The organism is Streptomyces sp. NPDC058864, from assembly GCF_042742985.1.
Classification (GTDB): Bacteria; Actinomycetota; Actinomycetes; order Streptomycetales; family Streptomycetaceae; genus Actinacidiphila.
The window spans coordinates 86,715-112,357 of sequence record NZ_JBHYMQ010000013.1; the positions used below are offsets into that span (position 1 = coordinate 86,715).

General features: G+C 73.9%; 19 protein-coding genes and 2 pseudogenes. 8 read left to right on the forward strand and 13 right to left on the reverse strand.

Annotated features, from left to right (window positions below):
* Positions 1–20: 20 nt before the first annotated feature.
* Positions 21–590 (reverse strand): GNAT family N-acetyltransferase, encoded by a 570-nt coding sequence (locus ACFW3D_RS13105; protein ID WP_500504179.1) that lies wholly within the window; start codon positions 588–590, stop codon positions 21–23.
* A 95-nt stretch (positions 591–685) separates the two neighbouring features.
* Positions 686–4,753 (reverse strand): discoidin domain-containing protein, encoded by a 4,068-nt coding sequence (locus tag ACFW3D_RS13110; RefSeq protein ID WP_500504242.1) that lies wholly within the window; start codon positions 4,751–4,753, stop codon positions 686–688.
* 293 nt (positions 4,754–5,046) lie between these two features.
* On the opposite strand from ACFW3D_RS13110, the gene ACFW3D_RS13115 reads away from it, so the two are divergent.
* Complete coding sequence (locus ACFW3D_RS13115; protein ID WP_500504181.1) at positions 5,047–5,757, forward strand: Type 1 glutamine amidotransferase-like domain-containing protein; 711 nt, start codon at positions 5,047–5,049, stop codon at positions 5,755–5,757.
* Between the two features lie 95 nt (positions 5,758–5,852).
* On the opposite strand, the gene ACFW3D_RS13120 is transcribed toward ACFW3D_RS13115, so the two are convergent.
* The 8 genes and pseudogenes from ACFW3D_RS13120 to ACFW3D_RS13155 all read right to left on the reverse strand — a co-directional run bounded on the left by ACFW3D_RS13120 (position 5,853) and on the right by ACFW3D_RS13155 (position 17,101).
* The gene (locus ACFW3D_RS13120; protein ID WP_500504182.1) at positions 5,853–6,860 is read right to left on the reverse strand and encodes an ATP-binding cassette domain-containing protein; all 1,008 of its coding nucleotides are present in this window, start codon (positions 6,858–6,860) and stop codon (positions 5,853–5,855) included.
* Positions 6,857–9,631: an FtsX-like permease family protein gene (locus ACFW3D_RS13125; RefSeq protein WP_500504183.1), complete on the reverse strand. Its 2,775-nt coding sequence runs from the start codon at positions 9,629–9,631 to the stop codon at positions 6,857–6,859. The genes ACFW3D_RS13120 and ACFW3D_RS13125 overlap by 4 nt, the downstream gene beginning before the upstream one ends.
* Position 9,632: 1 nt before the next feature.
* Positions 9,633–12,962 (reverse strand): ABC transporter permease, encoded by a 3,330-nt coding sequence (locus ACFW3D_RS13130; protein ID WP_500504184.1) that lies wholly within the window; start codon positions 12,960–12,962, stop codon positions 9,633–9,635.
* Positions 12,963–13,197: 235 nt separating this feature from the next.
* Positions 13,198–14,268, reverse strand: coding sequence for a trypsin-like serine peptidase (locus ACFW3D_RS13135; RefSeq protein WP_500504185.1), 1,071 nt, complete (start codon positions 14,266–14,268; stop codon positions 13,198–13,200).
* A 142-nt stretch (positions 14,269–14,410) separates the two neighbouring features.
* Positions 14,411–14,821, reverse strand: coding sequence for a VOC family protein (locus ACFW3D_RS13140; protein ID WP_500504186.1), 411 nt, complete (start codon positions 14,819–14,821; stop codon positions 14,411–14,413).
* A gap of 94 nt (positions 14,822–14,915) precedes the next feature.
* On the reverse strand, positions 14,916–15,317 hold the full coding sequence (locus tag ACFW3D_RS13145) for a helix-turn-helix domain-containing protein (protein WP_500504187.1): 402 nt from the start codon (positions 15,315–15,317) through the stop codon (positions 14,916–14,918).
* A gap of 145 nt (positions 15,318–15,462) precedes the next feature.
* Positions 15,463–15,963, reverse strand: a pseudogene (locus ACFW3D_RS13150) (permease); the annotation flags it as partial.
* Between the two features lie 4 nt (positions 15,964–15,967).
* The gene (locus tag ACFW3D_RS13155; protein ID WP_500504188.1) at positions 15,968–17,101 is read right to left on the reverse strand and encodes an MGDG synthase family glycosyltransferase; all 1,134 of its coding nucleotides are present in this window, start codon (positions 17,099–17,101) and stop codon (positions 15,968–15,970) included.
* A 306-nt stretch (positions 17,102–17,407) separates the two neighbouring features.
* On the opposite strand from ACFW3D_RS13155, the gene ACFW3D_RS13160 reads away from it, so the two are divergent.
* The 5 genes from ACFW3D_RS13160 to ACFW3D_RS13180 all read left to right on the forward strand — a co-directional run bounded on the left by ACFW3D_RS13160 (position 17,408) and on the right by ACFW3D_RS13180 (position 22,369).
* On the forward strand, positions 17,408–18,241 hold the full coding sequence (locus tag ACFW3D_RS13160; protein WP_500504189.1) for an SDR family NAD(P)-dependent oxidoreductase: 834 nt from the start codon (positions 17,408–17,410) through the stop codon (positions 18,239–18,241).
* A 4-nt stretch (positions 18,242–18,245) separates the two neighbouring features.
* Positions 18,246–19,184 carry a DMT family transporter gene (locus ACFW3D_RS13165; RefSeq protein ID WP_500504190.1) on the forward strand — a complete coding sequence of 313 codons (939 nt, stop codon included), beginning with the start codon at positions 18,246–18,248 and terminating at the stop codon, positions 19,182–19,184.
* Positions 19,181–19,915, forward strand: a complete 735-nt coding sequence (locus ACFW3D_RS13170) for a polysaccharide deacetylase family protein (protein WP_500504191.1) — start codon at positions 19,181–19,183, stop codon at positions 19,913–19,915. The genes ACFW3D_RS13165 and ACFW3D_RS13170 overlap by 4 nt, the downstream gene beginning before the upstream one ends.
* A 150-nt stretch (positions 19,916–20,065) precedes the next feature.
* The gene (asnB, locus tag ACFW3D_RS13175) at positions 20,066–21,910 is read left to right on the forward strand and encodes an asparagine synthase (glutamine-hydrolyzing) (RefSeq protein WP_500504193.1); all 1,845 of its coding nucleotides are present in this window, start codon (positions 20,066–20,068) and stop codon (positions 21,908–21,910) included.
* A gap of 30 nt (positions 21,911–21,940) precedes the next feature.
* Positions 21,941–22,369: a MarR family winged helix-turn-helix transcriptional regulator gene (locus tag ACFW3D_RS13180; protein WP_500504194.1), complete on the forward strand. Its 429-nt coding sequence runs from the start codon at positions 21,941–21,943 to the stop codon at positions 22,367–22,369.
* Positions 22,370–22,455: 86 nt separating this feature from the next.
* Here ACFW3D_RS13180 and ACFW3D_RS13185 read toward each other — a convergent pair whose 3' ends face one another.
* On the reverse strand, positions 22,456–22,884 hold the full coding sequence (locus ACFW3D_RS13185) for a PPOX class F420-dependent oxidoreductase (RefSeq protein WP_500504195.1): 429 nt from the start codon (positions 22,882–22,884) through the stop codon (positions 22,456–22,458).
* A complete protein-coding gene (locus tag ACFW3D_RS13190; protein ID WP_500504197.1) occupies positions 22,865–23,506 on the reverse strand; it encodes a TetR/AcrR family transcriptional regulator in 642 nt (213 codons plus the stop codon). The genes ACFW3D_RS13185 and ACFW3D_RS13190 overlap by 20 nt, the downstream gene beginning before the upstream one ends.
* A 97-nt stretch (positions 23,507–23,603) precedes the next feature.
* Between ACFW3D_RS13190 and ACFW3D_RS13195 the strand changes: the two genes are divergently transcribed.
* The gene (locus ACFW3D_RS13195; protein WP_500504199.1) at positions 23,604–24,545 is read left to right on the forward strand and encodes an oxidoreductase; all 942 of its coding nucleotides are present in this window, start codon (positions 23,604–23,606) and stop codon (positions 24,543–24,545) included.
* 65 nt (positions 24,546–24,610) lie between these two features.
* Here the strand turns inward: ACFW3D_RS13195 and ACFW3D_RS13200 are convergent, their stop codons facing one another.
* On the reverse strand, positions 24,611–25,132 hold the full coding sequence (locus tag ACFW3D_RS13200; protein ID WP_500504200.1) for a glycine betaine ABC transporter substrate-binding protein: 522 nt from the start codon (positions 25,130–25,132) through the stop codon (positions 24,611–24,613).
* A gap of 145 nt (positions 25,133–25,277) precedes the next feature.
* On the opposite strand from ACFW3D_RS13200, the pseudogene ACFW3D_RS13205 reads away from it, so the two are divergent.
* Positions 25,278–25,457: pseudogene (locus ACFW3D_RS13205) on the forward strand (helix-turn-helix domain-containing protein); the annotation flags it as partial.
* Positions 25,458–25,643: the final 186 nt, after the last annotated feature.

Genomic DNA, 25,643 nt, shown 5'->3' on the forward strand with positions numbered 1-25,643 from the left:
GAATGCCAGTGGGCCGCAGGTCAGGCCAGCGGCACGGTGCCCTTCGAGGACACCGTGGCGGCGATGCGGCCGCCCAGGTCGAGCCGGAGCCGCAGGAAGTCGACGCCGCCCGGGCCGGGGCGGCGACCGCCCTCCGGGACCCAGCCGTGACGGTTGTAGAACGCGAGGGCGCGGCTGTTGCGCTCCCAGGCGTCCAGCAGCCCCGTCTCCAGGGAGGACTCCCGCAGGAAGCGCACGAACTCGGCGTGCAGCAGCCCTCCGACGCCGCGGCCCCAGCGGTCCGGGCGCACATGGATCCGGTGCAGCTCACCGCACGAGGGCGCGGCCTCCGCGCCCTCCTTGGGCGGCCCCATGGCCACCACACCGACCACCTCGGTGTCCTCGACGGCGCACAGCACCGTCGTCGCGCTCGACTGGATGGCGTGCGCCCACGTCGCGCGGCGGCGCGCCCACCCGTCGGGGCTGTCGATCTCGGATCCGGGCAGGCCGCCCGCCTGGTAGTACGCGGCACGTGCCTGTGTGTGCACGTCCACGATGGCCGCCAGGTCGCCGAACCGCGCCGGGCGCATCAGGGATGGAGAAGTCGTCACCTCCTGTCAGACGTCCGCGATGTGGGACGGGTTCCCGGCGCGCGGGACCGCCGTGGCGGCCACCGGGAAGGTGACCGCCACGGCGGCGCGACCGGCTACGGCCGCGCGGTGACCGCCGGCACGTTGTAGCCGTCGACCCGCAGTTCCGGCCGCTTCGACGGCAGCGCCCCCGCGGGCCAGGACAGCGTCACCGTGCGGCTCTCACCGGGCAGCAGCCACAGGTAGTTGTCGCTGTACAGCGTCGGCAGCACCCGGTCGCCGGAGCGGGCGTCCAGCAGGGAGAGCCGGACCAGGGAGGCGACCGAGGACCCCCGGTTGCTCACCCGCGCGGTCAGCCCGTGACGGTCGCCCGAGAGGTCCGTGTCCGTGACGTCGGCGGCGACCCGGGTCCGCGCGGCCTTGTTGAGCGCCTGCATGTGCTCGGGCTTGCGGTAACGCCAGTAGACGTTCTCGGACAGCACCTCTCCGTGACGGTCCGTCAGCTTCAGCCGCAGCAGGTGGAAGTCCGGCAGGCCGTCCGTCCACGCCACGGTGAACGCCTCCGCCTTCGCGGACGCCGCGACGTCCACCGTGCCGCGCCGCTCCGCGGACAGCGGATGGCCGGACAGGTCGAGCAGCCGCGCGGACACCGTCGCACCCTTGAGAGCCGCGGGCGTGTGGTTAACCGCCACGACCTTGCCGCTCACGGGGTCGGCCTGCACGTGGACGGGCTCGGCGGCCTTGCGGACGCCGTAGTAGGCGCCGTTGACGTCGAAGTCGTAGTCGTACGTCTGCCACACCGTGCTGTACCAGGCGGGGTGCGACATCCACAGCATCAGGCCGGAGGCGTCCTCCCACAGCCGGCCGTTCCAGGCCTCGAACATGGCGCGGAAGTTCTCGTAGTTGACGAACTGCGCCTTGCGGGAGAAGTCGTCGAGGTTCTCGGCCGTGCCGAGCCGGCCCTCGATGGCCGCGCGGTAGTTCTGCGGGGCCTGGTTGCCGCGGGTGCTCCAGTCGTGGTGGTACCAGACACCGCCGACCGGCCACTCGGGCTCGTCGCCGGCCATGCGCCGCATCGTCTCGGCGGTCGAGACGACCGGCATGCCGATCTCGGTGTGGAACCCGAAGCTGCCACCGCCGTAGGTCGACGCGGAGTAGTACCGCTCGGGCTCGACCCAGCCGTACGGGCCGCCGCCGGAGACGATGCCGCCCGCCGAGTTGTTCTGGTAGAGCAGGCCGGGGGCCTCCGCGCGCACCGCGGTGCGCATCCCCTCATCGACCGGGCCCGGGGGGTTGCCCTCGTTGGCGCCGCACCACACCACGACGCTGGGGTGGATGCGGTAGCGCCGCACCGTGTCCCGCGCCAGGTCGAGGAAGGCCTGGCGGTTCGGCGGGTCCATCGCCCAGGCGTTGGGGAAGTCGTTCCACACCAGCAGGCCGTGTTCGTCGCAACTGGCGTAGAACTCCTCGCGGTTGCTGCTGCCCACCCAGTTGCGGATCATCGTGAAGTTCATGTCGCGGTGCATGCGCACGGCCGCGTCCATGCGCTCCGCCGGCATGCGGCGCAGGAGCTCGTCCCAGCCCCAGTTGCCGCCGCGGGCGAAGACCCGGACGCCGTTGACGCTGATCTTGAGCGGGACGGTGGAGTTGTCGACGGACTTCACGTCCGTCCAGTCGTCGCCGTTGTCGGAGACCTGGACGGTGTAGGTCTTCGCGTACGCCTGCTCCCAGGTGATGACGACCCGGTCGAACCGCACCGGGGAGCCCAGGTCGACCTGGATCCACTGCTCGTCCTCGTACGCCGAGGACCAGCGGGTGCCGGGCTTGCCGTCCACCGCGTTGCCCGGACCGCTGCCGTCGCCCTCGGAGGACGAGGCGGTGGCCTCCTTGCGCAGCGCCAGGTCGGTGCCGGGTGTGCCGCTGTCGACCACCGACAGGCCCCACATCGACGAGCCCCAGCTGGTGGCGCGCGTGTGGCAGAGGATGCGCAGGTAGCGGGCCGTGGTCGCGGCGAACTCCACGTCCTGCAGACTCGCCGAGCCCGAGGTCTGGAAGGGCAGCGGGACGGCGGCGTTGTCGACGGACGCGGCGTCGGTCCAGTCGTCGCCGTTGTCCGAGACCTGGACGGTGTACGTCTCGGCGTACGCCTGCTCCCAGGTGACGACGACGCGGTCGAAGGGCACCGCGGAGCCGAGGTCGACCTGCACCCACTGGTCGTCCTCGAACTTCGACGACCAGCGCGTGCCCGGGTCCCCGTCGGTGACGTTGCCGGGGCGGTTGCTGGGGTCGTCGGTGGAGGAGGCGGTCGCGTCCTTGTGCACTGCGAGGTCGAGGTCGGGCACGGTGCTGTCGGCCACCGACAGCGCCCACATCGACGAACCCCAGTCGGTGGCCCGGGTGCGGCACAGGATCCGCACGTAGCGGGCGGTCCGGCGGGTGAACGTCACCGTCTGCGCGTAGGCGTTGGAGCCGGACTGGAAGGTCAGCGGAACGTCGTACTCGTAGCCGAACTGACGCAGGCCGAAGCGCGTGGTGCGCCGGTCGCTCTCCTGCCCGGACACGGAGGCGGTGAGGGTGAGGCGGTGCAGCTCCGGCTCGCCGTAGCCGTTGGGCCACCACAGCTTCGGGTTCCGCACGCGCAGCTTCGGGTCCGAGGCCGGGGCGAAGACGACGTCGGTGCTGCCGCCCCCGGGCACGGTGACCGTCCGCTGCACGCGCACGCCGTCGAAGGCGGCGGTGACGGTCACGGACCTGGCGTCCGCGGCGGCGTTGCGGACCGGGACGACGATGGTCACCTCGGCCGTGCCGGTGTCGGGCAGGTCCGGCAGGACGGTGTCGACGCGGGGGTCGCCGAGGACGGCGTCGCCGGTGGAGCGCAGCCGCACGTGGTTCCAGATGCCGGCGGCCCGGTCGCGCACGGCGGGCATCCAGTCCCAGCCGGAGGAGGCAAGGTAGGTCGGCGAGTTGCGGTTCATCATGTTCGCGCCGGCGTCGACGAAGGCGAGCCCGGCAGGGCCCTTGTCGCCGGGGCTGCCGGGGAACGGCATGGGGCTGATCCTCACCGCGAGGGCCTGCGGGCCGTCGGCGGCCAGGAGAGCGGTCACGTCGTAGGCGGCGCGGGCGAAGGGGAAGGTGAGGGTGCCGGCCTGCTTGCCGTTGAGCCACACGTCGGCCTCGTGGTTGACCCCGTCGAACTCCAGCCAGACGCGGCGTCCGGCCCCGGTGCGCAGGCCCTTGGGCAGGCGGAACTCGCGCCGGTACCACCAGGAGTGGCGGGAGAGGGCCTCGGGGATGTGCAGGTTGGCGAAGCCGGCGACCGGGTCGGGCAGGTGGCCCTCGGCGACGAGCGAGGACAGCACGGTCCCGGGCACGACGGCGGGCAGCCAGGCGCTGGTGTCCACGGACGGCGCCGACAGCTCCGCGGCGGTGCCGCCCGCCCAGTCGTCCATGGTCAGGTCCCAGCCGGACTCCAGCGGCACGGTGCCGTCGGCGGCGACCTCGAGGGCCGGGGGAGTGCGGTGGTGGGTGCCCCAGTCGGTCCAGCCGGTGGCCTCGGGGCGCTTGCCGCGCGGGGTGCCGTACACCTGGAGGCCGTTGAGGCCCAGCGGGTTGGCGTTGGAGCGCTTGGTGACGGTCATCCGCACCCAGCGGGCGGTGACGGGTTCGGGCAGGGCGATCTCCACGACCCCGCCCTTGCCGTCGTCGGTGCGGTGCACGACGGTCCACGACTTCCCGTCGCGCGAGGTCTCGATCACGAAGGCGACGGCGCAACTCGACAGGATCTCCTGGCCGGTGGTGTTGTCGCGCGGGTTGCCGCCCGTCCCGGGGGTGTACGGCGGGTCGTCGGTCGTCGCCTCGAAGGTGAGGCGCACCGACTCGACCTCGCACAGGGCCTGGAGGTCGACGGATATCCACTGCGGGTCGCCGGCGGCGGCCCGCCAGCCGGAGCCCCGCACGCCGACCCGGTCGAGGCCGTCGACGGCGAACTCGGCCGGGGTGGGGGCGTAGTCGGTGGAGGACACCGTGACGGGGCGGTACGCGGCGAGCTCGCCCCGGGCGCCGGCGGGGTTCGAGGACCGGGTCTGCGCCGTGGCGGCGGCGGGGAAGGCCATGCCGAGCCCGAACCCCGCGAGGAGGGTGGAGCCGGTGGAGAGTACGGCGCGTCGGGAGGGCAGGGAGGACATATCCGGCATGAACAGCGGCTCCGTTCAGGGATGTTCAATGACGAGACGGCCTGGCATCATGGCGATGACAACGTTGCCATCCCGATGACAACGTTGCCGAACATGCACCCGCCGGGAAGAGCCTGTCAAGGTTTTGGGCACGCCGCGTTCCGGGATTCTCCTAAATTAGGAATACATATTGACATCGGCCCGGTTCGCCGTCAGAGTCGTTGGCCCGTCCGCGCCGTTGGCCGGTCCGGCCGCGTTCCGGGGCGAGAGGTGCCGCCCGCCGGGCGGCCGTCGAGGATGTCCTCATGACCGTGAAGAGAAGGATCGTGCTGCTGGGCGGCGGGTTCTCCGGGTCGCCCGGTGCCCCCGGCTCACCGCTCGACACATACGTGCTGCGCACCACCGGACGGCCTCGCCCGAAGGTCTGCTTCGTTGCCACCGCGAGCGGTGACGCGCAGCCCTACGTCGAGGAGTTCCACGCGGCGTTCGCCGCGCGCGACTGCGAACCCGCCCACCTGCCGCTCTTCCGCCGCGACCACGAGGATCTGCGTTCCTTCGTCCTCTCCCAGGACGTTGTCTACGTCGGCGGCGGCAACACCGCGGCCATGCTCGCCGTGTGGCGGGTGCACGGCCTCGACGCGGTCCTCCGCGAGGCCCATGACCGGGGCGTGCTCCTGTGCGGCATCAGCGCCGGTGTCAACTGCTGGTTCCAGGCCTGCCTCACCGATTCCTTCGGTCCCGTCACGCCCCTGCACGACGGTCTCGGCCTGCTCCCGGGCGGCTTCTGCCCGCACTACGACAGCGAGCCCGCCCGCAATCCGGCGTTCCGCGCCGCCGTGGCCGCGGGGGAACTGCCCGCCGGCTGGGCACTGGACGACGGCGCGGCGGCCCTGTTCACCGACGGCGAGCTCACGGAGGTGGTCGCGGAACGACCGGGCCCGACCCTGCACCGAGTGGAGCCCGGGACCGGCGGCACGGTGCGGGAGACGGCGCTGCCCGCACGCCTGTTGCCGTGATGACGCCACTGCGCCACCGCGCCGCAGCGACCGGCGTGAGCCGTCGCCTCGTGAACTGCGCGGAGCGATGCTCGCACCCGCCACGGACAGCGGGATCAGGAGTCCCGTGCGCCCTCGGCGTCGTCGGCGGGGCGGTCGGGGCGGTCGGGGCGGACGGCGATGTGGTCGGGTTCGAGTTCGAGCATGACGCGGTTGCGGATGTCGAGGGCGTGGGTGAAGTCGCGGGGGAGCTGGAGGCGGCCGGAGCGGTCGACGGTGGCGTATTCGCTGGCGTGGACGGTGGTGCGGCCCTCGTCGTCGGTGCTGGTGCGGCGGACGACCTCGGAGGCGGTGCGGCCGTCGCGGATGGCGACGGTGCGGTCGACGGCGGCGGCCACCGCCTGGTCGTGGGTGACGACGACGATCGTCGTGCCGAGCTGCTCGTTGGCGGTGCGGAAGGCTGCGAAGACCTGCTCTGCGGTGGCCGAGTCCAGCTGCCCGGTCGGCTCGTCGGCCAGCACCAGCGAGGGGCGGTTGGCCAGCGCCACCGCGATCGCGGTGCGCTGCTGCTCACCGCCGGACATCTGCTGCGGGCGGCGGTCGGCGCAGTAGCCGACGCCCATCATCTCGAGCAGTTCGGTGGCCCGGGCGTGACGGTCGCGGCGGCCCGCGAGGCCGCTCAGGCGCATGGGCAGGACGACGTTCTGCAGGGCGGTGAGGTAGGGCAGGAGGTTGCGTGAGGTCTGCTGCCAGACGAAGCCGACGACTTCGCGCTGGTAGCGCAGGCGTGCCGCGGCGTTCATGGTGAGGAGGTCGAAGCCGGCGACCGAGGCCGCCCCCGCGGTGGGGGTGTCCAGCCCGGCGAGGATGTTGAGGAGGGTGGACTTGCCGCTGCCGGACGCTCCGACCAGCGCCATCAGTTCGCCCTCGGCGACCAGGAGGTCCAGCCCCTGCAGGGCCTGGACCTCCACGCCCTGGGCGGTGAAGATCCGCACCAGGCGGTCGCAGACGATCAGGGCGTCGTGCCCGTAGGCGGGCTGCTCCCGGCTCTCGATGACGCGCCGTTCCAGCTCCGCCAGCGTCGTGCCGCCGCGCTCCGCCGTCCCCGGTGTGTCCTGGCTCATTCACGTTCCCCCATCCGCAGTTCCGTTCCCTCTCCGCGCCGTCCTGTCAGCCACGCCTGGCCCGCCAGCACCGCGCAGGCAAGTACGACCAGCGCGGCCGCGGGCAGCAGCAGCGACGGCGCGTCGGTGCGCAGCACCGTCCCGGACACTCCGGTGACCGGCTTGGCCGCGGAGAAGGCCAGCGCGGTCAGATCCACCCCCTGACGCAGCAGCGGGACCGTGGCGAGGCTGACCAGGATGCCGCCGAGGGCGCCGAGCAGGACCTGCGGCAGCGTCTCCAGGACGGCGAGCCACTGCCGCTGGCGGCTCGTCATCCCCATCGTCCGCAGCCGCGCCAGGAGCGCCTTGCGTTGCGGCGTGTGCACCATCAGCGACAGCAGCAGGGCCAGTGCGCTGTAGCCGGCGCCCGCGGCCACGGCGGCCAGGTACACCCGGCGGGCGCCGGTCTGGAGCGCCGAGGAGGTGAACGAGGCGCGTTCCTCGGAGCGCAGGGCCACCGTCAGGTCCGGTGAGGCGGCGCGCGCGACGCCGTTCAGCCCCCGCCCGTCCACCCGCGGCCCCGTCACGTAGAGCGCGGTCGGGGCCTGGACGGGGGAGTCGGCGGTCTCGGGGTGCGTGCGGGCCAGACCCGCGGCGGAGACGATCACGAAGTCGCCGCCCTGGACGGCCGGCGTCACGTCGCGCACGGCGACGGTACGCACCGGTGTGGCCCCGGCGGCGGCCTGCACGCTTGCGGTCGTCGTGCCGAACTCCCCTGCCAGTCCCGGGGAGACGATCGCGGGGAGCGGACCGGTGCCGTCGCCCTCCAGGCGGTCGGCGGAGAAGGGGGCGCCGATCCCCGTGGACGACACCAGGGCGGCGTAGCGGGCCGGATCCACGACCACCAGGTCGTAGGGGGTCCCTGCCGGCGTCGTCGACAGTCCCGACTCGATCCGCACGGGCGATGTGCCGAGCACGCCGTGCACCCGCCGGACCCGTGCGTCCAGCCCGTCCGGGAGCGTGTTGAGGGTGTCGATCCGGGCGTCACCGCCGACCGCGCGCGTGGCGGCGCGGTCGCGGCCGCTCTCGACGCCGGTGAGCACCGAGCCCCCGAACGATGTCACGGCCAGCGCCACCAGCACGGCCACCAGCGGCAGCGCCGTGGCGGAGGGCGTGCGGCCGGCCCGCGCCAGCCCCAGGTACAGGACGGTGCCCCGCAGCCGGGCCGCGGGCCGGGACAGCAGCCGCAGCGGCAGCGGATAGAGCCGCAGCAGGACGAGCGCCCCGATGACCGCGACCAGCACCGGTGCCGCGGCGGTCAGCAGGTCGGTGCCGCCGTCCGCGGTGCCCCGGCGGCGCAGCGCCACGACCGCGCCGGTCACGACGACCGCCACCGTCAGCTCCGCCACCGTACGGCGGCGCGAGGGCCGGGTCTGCACGAGGTCGTCGCGCTGCTCGGGACCCAGCCGGCGGACGAGCAGCACCGCCCGCAGCGGCAGCGCCGGCACGGTGACCGCCGCCACCAGCGCCCCCGCGAGCAGTGAGGGCGCCGAGCGTCCAGCCGGCACCAGCAGCAGCGCGAGCAGCACTCCGGCCGCCGCGCACGGCACGGCCACGACCGCGGTCTCCGTCAGCAGACTCGCGCACAGGCGCGTCAGGCTGCTTCCGCGGGCCCGCAGCAGCCGCAGTTCGGTACGGCGGCGGGTCGCCGACAGCCCGCCCGCCATGAGCAGCACGATGCCGGCCACCGCGCCCACGCCCACCGCCGCGATCAGCACCAGGGGCGCGGCCGCCTCTCGCTCCCGGACGAACGGCCCCAGCAGCTCGGCGAGTCCGTCCTGGCCCACGGTGATCGCCCGACTGCCCGTCAGCAGCCGCAGCTTGGTGGAGTCCGGCCCGCCCGACAGCGACGCCAGCCGGTCGCGCAGCGCGGGCACGTCGCGGGCGGAGAGCGAGCCGACGTCGGCGGGATGGTGCCAGTACAGACGGGCGCCCTCGGGCAGGTCGAGCACCACACCGCCCGCGTCCTGGCCGATCAGCGCGGTGAAGTGCCAGTAGTGCTCCGGGTCCTCACCGGGCGGCCCGGGGACGCTCACCAGGGTCGGGGCGAGGAGGTCCTGCTCGGCGTTCCAGAAGGCGGCGCCGGGCGAGCGCGGTTCGACGATCCCGGTGATCCGCACGGTCAGCCCGGCCCCGGTGGTGTCCAGCAGGTGGACCGCGGAACCCGCCTTGACGCCCATCACCTTCGCGGTCCGGGCCGTGAGCACCGCCTCCACCTCGCGCTCACCGGAGCCACCGGAGGCGGACGCGGGCATGCGCCCCGCGACGAGCCGGGAGCGGGCGGCGAGGCCCGGCTGCGAGACGAGTGTCGCCCGCGGATCGCGGTTCCCGGTCGGACGCGGCAGGCCGCGGTCGGTCGCGGCCGCCGCAACCGCGTTGCGCACCCCGTACACGGTCTGCGCGGTGTCCAGGGCCAACGGTGGCCGCACCACACTGCGGAACGCGTCCTCGGTCCTGGCGAGGGCGCTCGCCCGGAACGGCGAACCGACTCCGGTGCGTGCCCCGGAGAACGAGACGTCCAAGGTGGCGGTGACGCTGCGGTCGGGCAGGGAGGCCCGCCGGAGCGTGTCCCGCAGCGCGGCGTCCTCGTACGCCTCGACGGTGCGGGGCAGCGCCGCCGCGAGGAACGCGGTCACCAGTACCAGGGCGGCCAGCGCCAGCGCCCCGCCCGGAGCGGCGCGCAGTCGGGCACCGGTCCACGAGGCCGGCCGGGGCGCACGCACCTCGGTCATCTCATTCCCCTCCCTGCCGGCGCAGCGCGCGGACCGGATCGGCCGTGCGCAAGGCCGCCACCACCACCGCCAGCAGCGGCAGCACCGCCACCGCGGCCAGCAGTTCCAGCAGCGGCACGGCCGGCAACTCCACCCGTACCGCGGGCACCGGGCTGTCAGCGCGCGCCGTCAGGACGATCAACGGCACGATGGACCGGGTCAGCACCCCGCCCAGCAGCGCCCCCACCCCCACCGCCGTCAGCACCAGCAGCCCCTGCTCCGCCGCGATGACCCGCGCCAGCGACTTCTGCGGCGCCCCCAGCGCCCGCAGCACCGCGAACTCCTCCGAGCGCTCCCGCACCGCACCCGCCGCGGCGACCGCGAAGCCCACCGCGGCCAGCACCGCGGCCGCCACCACCGCCGCCGGCAGGGCCGACAGCGGACCCGCGCCGAGCGGATCGCGCCGCAACTCCGCCCGCGCCTCGTCCCGGACCACGATCGTGGCGGCGTCCCCCCGGGCCCGCAGGGCCGAGGCCACCCGGGGCGCGCCGGACGGCCCGGCGGCGAGCCACCACTCGGTGGGCTCCAGCCCGCGCTGTTCCTGGAAGACGAGCGTGCGCTCGAGGCTCGCCAGGTCCAGCAGGACGGCGCCGCCGCCGGTGCCCGTGGAGCCGTCCCGCCCGGTGGTGGGCAGCGCGTGGACCGACCCGGTGATGCGCAGGGACAGCCGTGTGCCGCCGAGTTCGACGGGAACGGTGGCGCCGGGCTTCGCGTCGAGCGCGCCCAGGAAGGCGTCGGTGACGACCGCGGGCAGCACCGCGGGCGGCCGCGGCCCGGCCCGCAGGGTGAGGGCGGCCCCGTCGGCACCGCTCGGCGTGTCCTTCTGGAAGGGTTCCTCGCCGGTGTCGTAGCGGACGGTCAGCGGGGTGCCGGCGGCGGAACGCGGTGCGCCGGCGTGCGCGGGGCGGTAGCCGAGGCCGGGGGCCTCGGGGAAGTCCGGGTTGTCGATCTGCGTGCCGGCGGACCAGGCCGTCGTGGTGGGGGCGGGCACCTCGCGGACGCCGCCGCCGGTCACCACGTGCACGCCGGTGACGGTCAGGCTGTGCCGCTCGTTCTTGCGGGGCACCGGGTACTCGGCCCTGAGGCCGGTCAGCCGCAGCGGCCCGGCCGGGCCCGCGCCGCGTGCCCGGCCCGTCACGTATCCGAAGTCGGCCTCCAGTACGTGCTGTTCGCCGTCGGCCCGGACCTCGCCCAGGGAGAGCGTGTACGGGACGCCGTACCGGTCGGTCAGCGTCACGGACAACTCGTCCGTCACGGTGCCGGCGAGGGTGCGGTCCCCGTCCCCCAGGGCGCGGAGCCGGACCGTCAGGCGGAGCCGGTCCGTACCGTCGGGCAGGACGAACCCCGCGTCGCGGGCGGCGGGGCCGCCGTCCGCCCGCAGGGGCCGCATGAGGTCGGCGAGGGATTCGGCGGACAGGTCGTCGCGCAGTCGCAGGACTCGCGCGGCCGAGGTGGTGTCGACGGCCACGACGGTCGCGTCGAGGTCGCGGGGGAGGGACACGGTGTCGCGGACGGCCGGGGTGACGGCCGTGATGCCGGGGACGTCGTCGTAGATCCCGCCCTGCCCGAACGCAGGCGTGGCGGAACCGGACACGCGCAGGTCGGCGCCGACCGCGAAGTCCGCCTGGTCGGCCTGCGACCGCGTCCAGGTGCTGTTCTCCGCGATCGCGAACATGCTGATCGACACGGCGAAGACCAGCAGCAGGGCAGGCCCCGCCCCGCGTCCGGGACGGCGCGCCAGCTGCCAGCCCACCAGGGACGCCGGCAGCCCCCGGGCCTTCGCCGCGCGGCGTTCACCGAGCCGGGCCGCCAGCGGCAGCAGCCGCAGTGCCAGCACCGCACCCGCCAGAAGGCACAGCGCGGGCGCCCCCACCAGGACCGGGTCCAGTCCCAGCCGTCCGGAGGTGTCCGTGCTCAGCGCCCCGCCGCCCGTCTCGCGGCGGGACAACTGCCAGAAGGCCAGGCCGGCCACGAGCACCAGCCCCGCGTCGGCACCCGCCTGCGCCGCTGCGGGCAGCGCCCGCCGGCGCCGCCGCGCCGAGTGCTCCTGCGCGTACGTCCCCGAGTGCCGCAGCACGGGTCCGACGACGGCGAGGGCGCAGGCGAGCGCGGTGAGCGCCGCCACCCACCAGGCGGTCACCGGCGAGGGTTCGAGCCGTACCCCCGCCCGGGCCAGCGCCCCATGACCGGCGAGCAACCGCACCAGCCGGCCGGACAGCAGCGGGGCCAGAGCCGCGGCCGGCACGGTCAGCAACAGGGCCTCGGCCGCGGCGAAACCCGTCATCTGGGCGCGCGAACCGCCGCGGGCCCGCAACTGCGCCGTCTCGCCGGAACGTTCCTCCGCGAGCAGTCCGGCGACCAGGAGCAGCGACAGCGCGGCCAGGAGCATCAGCTGCAGCACGCTGATCAGCAGGGTCGACCGGCTCACCAGCAGGGTGCCGCGCAATTCCGTTAGCAGGTCGGGGAGTTCACTCTTCGCCACCAGGGAATTCGTGGCCTGCAGGGCGTCCAGCCGTTGCACCGTCCGCTGGACGCTCGCGCTGACGGCGTCGGCGCGGGCCGTGGTCATGGCGGCGAAGTTCCCCCGCGTCTGCCACGCCATCTCCACCGCGGGGACGCCTCCGGGGCCGAAGGCCGCGGGGTCGGTGAGCATCGGGCCGTACGTGGTGAAGGAGAGCGTCCGCACGCCGCGGCCGTCCAGCGGGTCGAGCCGCCAGTACAGGGCATACCGGTCGACCGGCCGGTATGTCCCGGTCACGCGCACCCGCAGCGTGCCGCGGTGCAGTCGGTCGGCCAGGGTGATCTCCTGGCCGGTGCGCACCTTCAGCGCTGCGGCGGCGGCCTCGGGCAGCGCCACCGGGACCGGGCCGCCGTCCGCCGGCGGACCGGGGAAGGCGCCCTCGGCCATCGTCACCCGCGCCCGGTCCAGCGTCGACAGCACCGTCAGGTCCGGGTCCACGGTGCGCGGGGCTCCGGTCGGGCGCAGCGCGGTCGGGAGCCCGTACGGCCCGGAACGGGTGACCGCGCTGACGGATACCGGCAGGCCGTCGTAGGCGCCGCTGACCGTCGCGCGCACGGCCTCGTCCGCCGCGCCCGGGTCCTTGCCGTCGACGTCGGCGGTGATCTCGACCAGGGTCCGTGCGGCCGACTGCTCCTGCAGCGCCCGCCGCAGACCGGCGTCCCCCACGGCCGAGCTGAACGCGGCGAGCGCCGCGACGGCGCAGGTGGTGAGGAGAACGGAGAGCACGGCGGCGCCGAGCAGCAGGCGATGCGCGCGCAGACGCAGGAACACGAACCCCGGCACCATGCCCCCCGTTCTCGATGGCCCGTGCAATGAGATTGCACAGACTAACGCCCTCCCGGCCGCCGGGAGAGGGTTGGGAGTCACTGGCTCCGGGCCCAACGACGGTGATCCCGGACGCCGTTGGGCGAAAGGCGCGAACGGCACCGCCCGGCCGCGGCCGGGCGGTGCCCGGTGTGCCGGTGCCGTCCGCTCGGCGCCCGCTCGGCGCCCGCTCGGCGCCCGCTCAGCGTCCGGCGCGTCCGGCGCGCTCGTAGAGCGGCTCGGTGACGGCGGAGGTGAACTGCGGGCCGACGAGGTGACGGGCGCAGCCCGGGGCCGGGTCCCAGGGGTCGCAGGCGTTGCCCCCGGCGTCGAGCCGGCTGCCCTCGGAGTTGTCGCCGACGACGGTGCCCACGCCGGTCTCCGGGTCGAGACCGGCTATCCGCGGTCCGCCGCTCGAGCCGCCGCCCATGACGCACTCGGTCCCCCACAGGCCCTTCGCCGCGGGGAACTCGGGGGTGCCGACGACCTGTTCGGGCTGTCCGGCGCAGTAGGCGAGCCGTTCGCCGGTGTACTCGGGCAGGCCCTCACGGTCCGGGTCCGAGGCCGAGCGGGGGTAACCGAACTGGTGGACCGTCCGTCCGCCGGGCCGGTCGAAGCCGATCCTCTGCGCCGCGCCGGCCGCGTCCTGCACCGTCCGGCCCCGCGCGTCCGTGTTGAGGACCACGAAGGCCTGGTCGTAGGCGCCGTACACCTCGCCGTGCTGCTGGTCGTTCTCCAGCCAGGCCGGGGCGACGACCCCCAGCCGGCCGGTGAACTTCCCGTAGGGCGCCCGGCCGTCGTGGTAGCCGGGCACGAACAGCACGTTCCGCGTCCACTGGTTGTCCTCACCGATGAGGTCGGTGTTGTTCACGCAGTGCCCGGCGGTGACGACGGTGCTGCCGTTGGCGCTGTCGACGACGGTGGCAGTGCAACTGGCGTCCTCGCCGTGGTCGGTGAAGAACAGCCGGCCCACTGTGCGGGCGAGGCCGTTGCGCTCCGTCCACGGGGCGCCGTCGGGGCCGCTCTTGGGCGGGTTGCCGGACGACGGCTGGGTCAGCGCCGCGATCCGCTCCGGCGTCCAGTGGTCGAGGACGGCCTGCCGCTCGGCCCGGGTCACCGCCTGGTCGTGGGTGGCCACGGCGGCCGCGGACGGCGGGACGGTCCCGGCGGCGGACGCCTCCGGGGCGGTGACCAGCACGGCCGCGGCGACGAGGGCGGTCGCCAGGAGCGGCCGGTGCGGAGGGGCGGAACGGGGTGCCTGACGTGACGGCATGATGCTCCTCGGGGCGTTGATCGCCCGCCCGGGGGCCGCGTGCCGGTGGCACGGGCCCTCCGGGCGGAAGGACGTGCGATACAGACGTCCGGGAGGGGCATTCGGTTGGGACCGGTCGCGGGCGCCTCGCGGCGGCCGCGGCTCAGGCCTTCGGCTGGGTGAAGCGGATGCTGTTGCCGAAGGGGTCGCGCAGTCCGCAGTCGATCCCGTACGGGCGCTCGGTCGGCTCCTCGGTGAACTCCACCCCGAGGTCCCGCAGGGTCTCGTACGTCTTGCGGCAGTCGTCGGTGCTGAAGATCAGGTGGCCGCCCATGGCGCCCTTGGTGACCAGCTCGCGGACCTGCTGGGCGGTCTCCTCGGACATCGCCGGCGGGCCCGGCTTCTCCAGCAGGATCTGGCGCTCGGGGTGGCCGGGGACGCTCACCGTGAGCCAGCGCATGAAGCCCAGGTCGACGTCCGCGTTCACCTCCAGGCCGAGCTTGCCGACGTAGAAGGCGAGGGCCTCGTCCTGGTCGAGGACGTAGATCTGCGAGTGCGTGATGGCGTTGAACATGTGCATCACGCTACTGCGCGGGCCGGGCGGAAACTTATCCAAAACTGCTCGGCCCACCCGTCCCCTCGCGCGGCCGGCACGGCTCGCCCGGTGATCAGGCGCGCGGCCGCAGCCACGCCTTGGCGAAGCACGTCGGCACGTCGATGGCCGTCGCCTGCTTGCGGTAGGCCCGCGGTGACGTGCCCACGATGTCCCGGAAGGTGCGGCTGAAGGTCCCCGGGCTGCCGAAGCCGACCTCGAAGCAGATGTCCGTCACGCTGCGGTCGCTCTCCCGCAGCAGGAACATCGCCCGTTCCACGCGGCGGCGCTGCAGGTAGCGGTGCGGCGTCTCGCCGAAGGCCGCCCGGAAGGTGCGCGTGAAGTGCGCCTGCGACACATGGGCGATCCGCGCCAGCGCCGGCACGTCCAGCGGCTGTGCGTAGGCGCGGTCCATCGCGTCCCGTGCCCGGAGCATCCGGCGGTTGGTCTCTTCGGTGGCGCGGCTCACGCCGCCCATGAGACCACAGGCCCCGGCGCCCCGGACGGGGGCGGTGGGCGGTGTGCGGGACGGCCGGCTTCAGACCGCCTTCACCAGGACCGGCACTCGTCGCGCGAGTCCGACGGCGGAACGGTCCCCAGGGGCGCAGCACCGGATGGGCAGTACGGCGAACCGGGTCCATCGCGGCGTGCCCCTCCATCGACCCGGCGAGACCGCGGTCGGCCTGGGCGCGGGCCTCGCGCAGCAGGTCAGGGCGGAGCAGGCGCCGGAAGAGCAGCGCCAGGACGACGATCATGACCGGTCCGCCGACGAACTCGGCCACCGTGAACTGCCAGCCCATGAGCAGGGCCAGCAGGACGCCGAGTTCGACGACGAGGTTGGTGGAGGCGATCTCGAAGGCCATCGCCGCCGTGAAGCCCGCGCCCTTGCGGAAGAGCGACCGGGCGAGGGCGACGGCGGCGTACGAGCAGGAGGAGGACGCGGCGCCCAGGCCCGCCGCGATCACCAGGGTCCGCGGCCGGTCGTCGCCCAGCAGGCCGACGACGCCCTGCTTGCGGGCCACGGCCTGGACGACCGCGGACAGCGCGAAGCCGAGGATCAGCGCCCAGGTGATGTCCCAGGTCATGGCACCCGTGATGGACAGGGCGTGCAGCAGGGCGTCCATGCGGTCAGACCGCGACCGGATCCGGTGCGCACGCCTCCATCAGGTGCGCCGCGGTGTCCTCGGTGAAGAGCGCGGCCGCGGCCGCGGAGGGGGCGCGCTGCGTGCGGCGGGGTCGGGTGAGGCCGTCCAGGACGTCGATCAGCGTCCACGGGTCGGGGGCGAAGCGGGTCAGGCCGAGCGCGGCCATCTGGTGCGCCCCGGCCTTGCCGTGGCCCGGGATGGGGCGGTAGCCGACGACGGGCAGCCCCATGGCCAGCGCCTCGAGCGCGGTCTGCCCCGCGGCGTTGTCCACCAGCGCGTCCGCCGCGCTCATCAGCCCGGGCATGTCCCGTTCCCAGCCCAGCGCGAGCGTTCCCGGGACGCGGGAGAGCCGGGCCCGCAGCCGCCGGTTCTCGCCGCACAGCGCCACCGGCAGGAAACCGGCCCGGGCGAGCAGGGCGGCGGTTTCCGCCAGGTGCGTGCCGGCGCCCCAGGCACCCGCGGAGAGCAGGACGGCCGGCCGGCCCGGCGCCCGGGAACGGAACACCCGGTGCCAGGGCCCGGCGTCCGGGGCGGTCGCCAGGAAGCGGGAGGCCACCAGGGGGCCGGTCGCCGCGGCCGGGCGTCCGGTGGCTTCCCGCACCCGGCGGGCGGCGCTCTCGGTGAGGCAGCAGTACAGGTCGTTGCCGGGGTGCAGCCACTGGCTGTGCACGTCGAAGTCCGTGACCACCACCGCGCTGGGCACCGGAAGCGATCCGCGGGTCCGCATCCCGCCGGTGAGCTGCGCCGCCAGGTGGAACACCGGGACGACCAGCCCCGGCCGCTCGCGCCGGACGAGTTCGGCCAGCCCGTGTTCGGCGAGCCCGGCGAGCCCGCCCGGGCCGGGGGTGCGGCGTGATCCGCCCGGGCGCAGGAAGGTCGCGTAGATGCCCGCGTAGAGCAGCGGCAGGTGCAGGACGGTGGCGCGGTAGAACGCGCGCAGCGCCGCGCCGGCGTGGGCGGGCAGGAGTTCCAGGACGTCCGCCCGGCGGGCCTGTCCGCCGCGTGCGGTGAGACGTGCGACGAGCTCGTCGGCGACCGCGTCGTGGCCGGCTCCCATGGCGGCGCTGAGCACGAGGAAACGCCGGGGCTCACGGCCCGCCCGCCCGGTGTGCGTCACCGCGACACCATGTCCCGCCGGGGGCGGACGGGCGGGGCTGCTGCGAACACATCCGGCACGTGATCACCTCGTACACCAGTCGCGGACTACTCGGGTCTAACCGATTTGCCCCGTCTTGAAACGAAGCGCCCGTACCGCCGTGCGACCGACGGCCGGGGCGTCCCCCCGGGCGTCCCGGCCGGGTCGCCCGCAGAGCCGGTCCGGCGATCGGGCGGTTTACTGAGACCGGAGGGGGGACGTGCCCCGGGGGAGCCGTACCGGCCACCTCGGGCGGCAGCTGCAGCGGCAGGGACAGAAAGCGGTGCCATGACCTCTCAGCCTCCCCAAGCGGTCTCCGGCGGCAAGGCGGTGCACGGCAAGCCCGTGCGCGGCCCGGCGGACCCGGCCGGCGGACCGGCCCCCGTCGCGCTGCTCACCGGCGCGTCCTCGGGCATCGGCGCCGCGATCGCCGACCGCCTCGCCGCCGAGGGATGGCGGTTGCTGGTCAGCGGACGCGACCACGAGCGCCTGCGGGCGGTCGCGGAGCGCACCTCGGGGACCGCGCTGCCCGCCGACCTGGCGGACCCCGAGGGCACCGGCCGGCTGGTGCGCGACGCCGGGCTCGTGACGGGCGGCCGGGTCGACCTGCTGGTGGCCGGGGCGGGCATCGGCTGGGCCGGCCCCTTCGCCTCGATGCCGCAGGGCGTCATCGAACGGATCTTCATGGTGGACGTCGTCTCGGCGATGGAGCTGGTCCGCCGGGTGCTGCCGGGCATGCTGGCCCGGCGCAGCGGCCACATCGTGCTGATCGGCTCCTTCGCCGGCAGCGTCGGCGTCCGCGAGGAGGCCGTCTACTCCGCGGCCAAGGCGGCGCTGGGGGCCTTCGCCGACTCGCTCCGCTACGAGCTGGCCGGCACCGGGGTGAGGATCACCCACGTCGTCCCGGGTGTCGTCGACACGCCGTTCTTCGCGACGCGCGGCGTGGCGTACACCCGGTCCCGGCCACGCCCGATGCCCGTCGAGCGGGTGGCCCGGGTGGTGACCGACGCCATCCGCCGCGGACGGGACGAGGTGTACGTCCCCCGCTGGCTGCGCGTCCCGGTCGCCGTGCGAGGCGTCATGCCCTGGGTCTACCGGCGGCTCGCGGGCAAGTACGGATGACGCGGTGCCCGTCCTGACCGTCGTACTGGCGCTGCTGGCGGCCCTCGCCAACGGCGCGGCCTCCGCGCTGCAGCGGCGCGCCGCCCTCCAGCAGGAGGAGGACGGGGGTGCGGCGCACGGCGTGCGCGGACGGCTGCGGCGTCTGCTGGAACTCGTCCGGCGCCCGTTCTGGGCGGCCGGGATGGCGGCGCTCGTGGTCTCCGGCGGCCTGCAGGCCAGTGCCCTGGCGGTGGGACAGCTTTCGGTCGTGCAGCCGCTGATGGCGACCGAGCTGCTGTTCACCCTGATGGCGGGGAGCCTCGCGTTCTCCCGGCGGCCCGACGCCGCGACCTGGTTGTGGTTCCTGGCGCTGGCCGGAGGGCTGGCCCTGTTCCTCGGCGCCGCGACGCCGTCCGGCGGCGAGGCGCAGGCCCTGCCGGGCACCTGGCCGCGCGCCGGTGCGGCGCTGGCGCTGCTCGTGCTCGTCCTGTGGCTCGTCGGGCGGGCGCTGGAGGGCGGCGCGCGGGCCTGCGTCCTGGGGTGCGCCACGGCGACCTGCTTCGCCTGCACGGCGGCACTGATCAAGGACGTCACAGGGCGAGTCCCCGAGGGCCTGCCCCGGGTGTTCGCCTCCTGGCAGCTGTACGCCGTCGGCGCCGTCGGGCTGCTCAGCCTCCTGCTGCTCCAGGTCACCCTGCGGGCCGGCAGCCTCGCGGCGTCCCAGCCCGCGCTGACCATCGGGGACGCGGTGGTGAGCGTGGCGCTGGGCTGGGCGCTCTTCGAGGAGAGGATCGCGCTGGGGGCGCACGTCGTGCCCGAGGCGGCCGGCGTCGCCCTGATGGCCGCCGGCGCCGTCGGGCTGTCGCGTTCGCCCGCCGTGGCCGGCGGCTGGGACGTGCCGCACCGGCACCGCCCGGGCAGCGCGGAGGGCCGGCACCGCACCGTCCACGGCGGGCCGCGATGAGGCGCGGCGCCGACGTCCGGCGGGCGGCGCTCGCGGGCGGCGTCCTCGCGGCCGGCCACGTCGTCCCGGCCGCCACCTGGCTCCCCGGACTGCGCCGCCGGGCCTTCCCCGCCCTGGCCGGCCTCGGGCGCCCCGACCACGTGGCCCTCACCTTCGACGACGGTCCCGATCCGGTCTCCACCCCGCACTTCCTGGACGCCCTCGACGAACTCTCGGTCCGGGCCACCTTCTTCGTCCTGGGCGCACGTGTGGACGGGCACCCCGGGATCGTTCGCGAGACCGCCCGGCGCGGCCACGAGATCGCCGTCCACGGCTGGACCCACGACCGTCCCTGGCTGCCGGATCCGGCACGCGAGCGGACCGGCCTGGCCCGTGCCGTCCGCGCCGTCCGCGAGACCTGCGGCACCGTGCCGCTCTGGTACCGCCCCCCGTACGGCATCCTCACCGGCGGCCGCTGGGCGGCGGCGGCACGCGCCGGCCTGACCCCGGTCCTGTGGAGCGCCTGGGGCCGTGACTGGACGCCCGACGCCACCGCGGAGTCCGTGCTGGCGACGCTCCGCCCCGATCTGCGCGCGGGCGCCACCGTCCTGCTGCACGACAGCGACCACGCCTCCGCCCCGGGGTCCTGGCGGGCGACCCTCGCGGCGCTTCCCGCGCTGGTCGGGGTCTGCCGGGAAGCCGGTCTGACGGTCGGCCCCCTCGTGGAGCACGGGGTCGGCGCCGGCGTTTGACGGTCGACCGGAGCCGACGGAGACTCGATTGATAGGTGCCCGATACATATCACCGAGAGTGACAACCGCGCCGCGGAGCCGGCCAGGGCCAACCCGATCCGTGACGTCGCGAACGACGGACGGGCACAGTGACAGCCCGGAGGCATACGCATGTGCGGAATCGCCGGATGGATCTCGTTCCGCAGGGACCTGCGGAACGAGCAGGAAACGGTCGACGCGATGACCGAGACGATGGCCTGCCGCGGTCCGGACGACCGCGGCACGTGGGTCGACGGACCCGCCGCGCTCGGGCACCGCAGGCTCGCGATCATCGACCTGCCGGGCGGCCGGCAGCCGATGAGCGCGGAGGCACCCGAGGGCGGCGCGGTGGCGATGGTGTACTCGGGTGAGGCCTACAACTTCACCGAACTGCGCGAGGAACTGGCCGCGCGCGGCCACCGCTTCACCACCACCTCCGACACCGAAGTGGTGCTGCGCGGCTACCTTGAGTGGGGGGAGGGCGTCGCCGAACGGCTCAACGGCATGTACGCCTTCGCCATCTGGGACAGCCGTGAACAGAAGCTCGTCATGATCCGCGACCGGATGGGGATCAAGCCCTTCTACTACTACCCGACCGACGACGGCGTGCTGTTCGGGTCCGAGCCCAAGGCGATCCTGGCCAACCCGCTCGTCCCCCGCCGTGTCACCCTGGACGGGCTGCGGGAGCTCTTCGCGTTCGTCAAGACGCCCGGTCACGCGATCTGGGACGGCATGCGCGAGGTCGAACCCGGCACGGTGGTCACCGTCGGGCGCAACGGCATCCGCACCCACGTCTACTGGTCGCTGCGGACCGAGCCGCACACCGACGACAAGGAGACCTCGATCGCGCGCGTGCGCGAGCTGCTCGAGGACATCGTGCGCCGTCAGCTCGTCTCCGACGTGCCGCGCTGCACCCTGCTCTCCGGCGGCCTGGACTCCTCGGCGATGACGGCGCTCGCGGCGCGGCAACTCGGTGAACAGGGCGAGAAGGTGCGCAGCTTCGCGGTCGACTTCGTCGGCCAGACCGAGCACTTCGTCCCCGACAGCCTGCGCGGGACGCCCGACACCCCGTTCGTCCACGACGTCGCCGCGCTCTGCGGGACCGAGCACCAGGACATCGTCCTCGACTCCGACCAGCTCGCCGATCCCGAGGTGCGGGCGAGGGTGATCCGCGCCCGCGACATCCCGGCCGGGCTCGGCGACATGGACTCCTCGCTCTACCTGCTGTTCAAGGCCATCCGGCAGCACTCGACCGTCGCCCTCTCGGGGGAGTCCGCGGACGAGGTCTTCGGCGGCTACCGCCAGTTCTTCGACGAGGAGGCCCGCCGGGCCGACACCTTCCCCTGGCTGGTGCGGTTCACGACCGAGTTCGGCGACGACGGCAACATCCTCACCGACCAGGTCGCCAAGGCCCTTGACCTGGAGGGCTACGTCCACGACGGCTACCGCCGCGCGGTCGCCGGCGTCGACCGCCTCGACGGCGAGAGCGACTTCGAGTACCGGATGCGCGTCATCAGCCACCTCCACCTCACCCGCTTCGTGCGCATCCTCCTCGACCGCAAGGACCGGGCGAGCATGGCCAACGGGCTGGAGGTCAGGGTCCCGTTCTGCGACCACCGTCTGGTCCAGTACGTGTACAACGCGCCCTGGTCGCTGAAGTCCTTCGACGGCAGGGAGAAGAGCCTGCTGCGCGAGGCCACCGCGGACGTGCTGCCCCGCTCGGTCTACGACCGGGTCAAGAGCCCCTACCCCTCCACCCAGGACCCGAAGTACTTCGTCGCGCTCCAGGAGAACGCCAAGGACCTGCTGGCCAAGCCCACGCACCCGGTGTTCGACCTGGTCAGCCGGACCTGGCTGGGGGACGCGGTGCGGACCGACACCCCGGTCAGCACCCACGCCGCCCGGCACGGCCTGGAACGCGCCCTCGACCTGGCGCTGTGGATGGACCTGTACTCGCCGACGATCGGGATTCCCTGACCCGACGGAGACGGAGCGAGGGGGCGGACGATGGCGGCGGTCAGCGAGGACGACGCCCTGGACTTCGTGGTGTCCCTGCACCGACTGGTGCGGCTGCTGCGCCGGGCCCGTCCCGAACCGCGGGTGCAGCCGACCCCGCTCATCGTCCTCGCCCTGCTGAACCAGTACGGTCCCTCACGCGTCGGCGTCCTCGCCGAGCGGGCGGCCTGCACCCAGCCCACGGTCACCGCCGCGATCGGGCAGCTGGAGGCGGCCGGACTGGTCCGCCGCGAACCCGACCCGGTCGACGGCCGTGCCACGCGGGTGGTCATGACCGCGCCGGGCAGGCGGGAACTCGTCAGGATGGCCCGCGGTGAGGCCGAGGCCCTCGCTGCGCGCCTCGGCACCCTGGCGCCGGACGACGTGCGCAGGGTCCTCGAGGCGGGCCGGCTGCTGCGTCGCCTCACGGACTGCGACTGATACCCGGACGGCACCCCCGGACCCCCGGCCTGTCGGCGGCGGCACCCGAGGCCGGGACCGGGGCCACCGCGTCACCGACCTCGTCGTCAACGGTCCCCTGGACGTGGCCTGTTTCGCGCGGAGACGGCGATCGCCACCAGTGGGCGTTCGCGGCGCAGGATCCGGTCGGTCAGCAGCACCAGGCGGTACATGAGGAACCGTTGCCGCATCAGGTCGCGTACACGAGCGGTCCCCGCCTCGTCGAGGAGCCGGGCCGTCCCCGGGGCGACGGGCGCGCCGGCAGGAACCGTGCCGTTCATGCCGCAAGGCGCGAGAGTGACGTGAGCGTTGTTGCGGATCCGCTTGATCTTGCCCGAGTCCGGCGGTGTCAGGGCGTACAGGATCCCGTCCCGGACGACACAGCCGACGGGCGTGGCGACCGTGCGTCCGTCCCTGCGGAGTGTGGTCAGGCTGACGTACCTGCCCCGGCGGATGCGGTCGAGAGCGTGCCCGAAGTCATCGGTCCCGGTGGACATGGTGACCCTCCGCGCCGGTGGCGTGTGCCAGTTGGTCGATGAGGGCACGGGCCGTGAGCGCCGCTTGGGCCTCGACCGTTGCCAGGGTGTTCCAGGTGCCGGGAAGCATGTCCTGCTGGAGGAACAGGGCAAGTCCGTGGGCGACTGCGGAGACGCGGACGAGCAGACCGAACGCTGCCTCCGGGTCACCGGTGAGCCGGCTGGTGACGGGCATCAGGTCGTCGTGCAGGGCGGCACCTGCCTGCGTCAGTTCGGGGTGTCGGCTCTTGTCCAGGCCGGCCAGGAACGTGATGTCGAAGAGCGCGCGCTCCTCGGCGGCGAAGCGTACGTAGGCGGCGGCGAACGCGGCCAACTGGTCGACGGGGTCCGCCGTGGAGGTCAGTGCGGCTCTGTAGCGGCGCTGTTGCTCCTGGTAGCCCCTCAGTGCCAGCGAGGCCAGGAGGGCGTCCCGGTCGGCGAAGTGCTTGTAGGGAGCCGACACGCTCACCCCGGCCCTCCGGCACGCCTCGGCGAGGGTGAAGCCGTGCGGGCCACGCTCCGCCACCAGGGCGAGCGCGGCCTCCTCGAGCGCGTTGCGCAGATCTCCGTGATGGGTGCCGCTGGGGCGCCGGTTGACTGTCACATCTCCGAGGTTAACACTATTAACCACGAGGTGAATGGCATTAACCTCGCGACGTGCCCGTATCGAGGCCGCCCCGGCGTGACACCTGGAGACAGACATGCCCCGACCGACCCCCGCACGCTGGACCGCAGGCCGCATGCCCGATCAGCACGGACGCACCGCGGTCGTCACCGGCGCCAACACCGGCATCGGATTCCAGACCGCCATGGCGCTCGCGCGGAGCGGCGCATCCGTGGTCCTCGCGGTCCGCGACCCGGACAAGGGCAAGCGGGCCGCGGCCCAGATCACGTCCGCCGCGCCCGCCGCGGAGGTGCGTGTGCTGCGGCTGGATCTGAGCTCCCTGGCCTCGGTCCGCGGCGCCGCCGACGAGTTGCGCGGCAGCTGCCCCCGGATCGATCTGCTGATCAACAACGCCGGCGTGATGTACACCCCGCGCGGGACGACCGCCGACGGTTTTGAACTCCAATTCGGGACCAACCACTTGGGGCATTTCGCGTTCACCGGGCTGCTGCTCGACCTGCTGCCCGCTTCCGCCGGCTCGCGCGTCGTCACCCTCAGCAGCGCCGGTCACCGCATGGGAGGTCCCATCGACCTGACCGATCTCGGATGGCGGACGCGCCCGTACAACCGGACCGCCGCGTACGGGCACTCCAAGCTGGCCAATCTGCTGTTCACCTACGAGCTCCAGCGCAGGCTGCCCCCGGGCGGGCCGCTCGCCGTCGCTGCCCATCCCGGCGGCGCCGACACCACGGGCTCCAAGGACGCGATGACGCATGCGTCCGCTCTCACCCGCACGGCGTTCGCCGCCGTCCGGCCACTCCTCCTCCAGTCCCCGGCGATGGGGGCGCTGACCGTTCTCCGTGCCGCGACGGACCCGAACGTCCGGGGAGGAGAGTTCTACGGCCCGCGTGGATTCCAGCAGAGCAGGGGCTACCCGAAGGCCGTCCGGTCGAGCCGTCGGTCCTACGATGCGTCGCTCCAGCGCCGGCTGTGGACGATCTCCGAGGAACTGACCGGCGTTTCGTACCCCTCGCGGTGAACGGACGGACCCGTGCACCCCGGCATCGGTGCGGTCGGTTCCCGCTCGTGCTGCCGTGGGCCGGGTCAGGGCGAGATGTCGGGGTGGTGGTACGCGAGGTAGCGGTCGGCGGCCTGGAGCGGGCTCAGGCCGCTGACGTTGATGACGGCGTCGATGTCCTCGACGCCGTCGTCGCCCAGACGCAGAGCGTCCAGTTGTGAGACCGCCTCGGGGCGAATGCGTTCCAGCGCCTCCAGGCCGATGACCGGGCAGGCGTCGTCCACGGTGCCCAGAAGTCCCTTGGGCTCTTCGAGTCGGCGCAGCCGGTGGCGGCGGTTGAGGAACTGCGGGCGCCACAGCGGGATCACGAACCATTCGCGTGCGGCGATGCCGCGGTTCACACGGGCGATGAAATCTTCCTCGTCCCCGGGCGCGAAGGTGTATCCGGCCCGGTCGAGGCCGTAAGTACCCACCATCGTGGCGGAGAAGCGGCTGATTCCTGCGCCGGGGTTGATGCCGTCGATGACTGTCGTCATTCGCCCGGCGATTCCGGGCCGGCCGAGATCGGCAATCTCCCCGACCTCGTCCACGGGAACATAAGGCGGCACCGCCTACACGCAGTACGGCCGATAGTGAGGCCTCACAACGTGACCGAAAACCCGATCCCGTCGGATCGTCATACGAAAACCACTCTCCACCCGCGCCGACCATAAGTCCAAGAAGAATTTGGCATTGTTTGTATATGCCGAGTTCATGGCAACGCTGCGACAGCTGGAATACCTGGTGGCCATCGTGGACGAGGGGTCGTTCACCCGGGCCGCCGAAAGCCTCCATGCCACCCAGCCCGGGCTCTCCCATCAGCTCCAGGCGCTGGAACGTGAGGTCGGCGGCCCCCTGCTGGAACGGCTGCCCCGCGGGGTCCGGCCCACTCCGGCCGATCCGCCCGTGCGCCGACAACTGACCGGATGCACCCGTACCAGCCCGGACCCGGTCACCACCTCCTTCCTCGACGTCCTCAGCACCCATGCCCCCCTGATGCCCCCGCACGTGGCGGAGCGCCTGCGCGACGCGGACCGCACCACGCACGCGACACCGTGGAATCGCGAATGATGCCCTCGC

What these genes read in the sequence shown, in the direction of transcription:
- ACFW3D_RS13110 (WP_500504242.1), bottom strand. Translation starts at nt 4,753, where the DNA reads ATGTCCTCCCTGCCCTCCCGACGCGCCGTACTCTCCACCGGCTCCACC.
- ACFW3D_RS13115 (WP_500504181.1), top strand. Translation starts at nt 5,047, where the DNA reads ATGACCGTGAAGAGAAGGATCGTGCTGCTGGGCGGCGGGTTCTCCGGG.
- ACFW3D_RS13120 (WP_500504182.1), bottom strand. Translation starts at nt 6,860, where the DNA reads ATGAGCCAGGACACACCGGGGACGGCGGAGCGCGGCGGCACGACGCTG.
- ACFW3D_RS13125 (WP_500504183.1), bottom strand. Translation starts at nt 9,631, where the DNA reads ATGACCGAGGTGCGTGCGCCCCGGCCGGCCTCGTGGACCGGTGCCCGA.
- ACFW3D_RS13135 (WP_500504185.1), bottom strand. Translation starts at nt 14,268, where the DNA reads ATGCCGTCACGTCAGGCACCCCGTTCCGCCCCTCCGCACCGGCCGCTC.
- ACFW3D_RS13140 (WP_500504186.1), bottom strand. Translation starts at nt 14,821, where the DNA reads ATGTTCAACGCCATCACGCACTCGCAGATCTACGTCCTCGACCAGGAC.
- ACFW3D_RS13145 (WP_500504187.1), bottom strand. Translation starts at nt 15,317, where the DNA reads ATGGGCGGCGTGAGCCGCGCCACCGAAGAGACCAACCGCCGGATGCTC.
- ACFW3D_RS13160 (WP_500504189.1), top strand. Translation starts at nt 17,408, where the DNA reads ATGACCTCTCAGCCTCCCCAAGCGGTCTCCGGCGGCAAGGCGGTGCAC.
- ACFW3D_RS13170 (WP_500504191.1), top strand. Translation starts at nt 19,181, where the DNA reads ATGAGGCGCGGCGCCGACGTCCGGCGGGCGGCGCTCGCGGGCGGCGTC.
- asnB (WP_500504193.1), top strand. Translation starts at nt 20,066, where the DNA reads ATGTGCGGAATCGCCGGATGGATCTCGTTCCGCAGGGACCTGCGGAAC.
- ACFW3D_RS13180 (WP_500504194.1), top strand. Translation starts at nt 21,941, where the DNA reads ATGGCGGCGGTCAGCGAGGACGACGCCCTGGACTTCGTGGTGTCCCTG.
- ACFW3D_RS13185 (WP_500504195.1), bottom strand. Translation starts at nt 22,884, where the DNA reads ATGTCCACCGGGACCGATGACTTCGGGCACGCTCTCGACCGCATCCGC.
- ACFW3D_RS13195 (WP_500504199.1), top strand. Translation starts at nt 23,604, where the DNA reads ATGCCCCGACCGACCCCCGCACGCTGGACCGCAGGCCGCATGCCCGAT.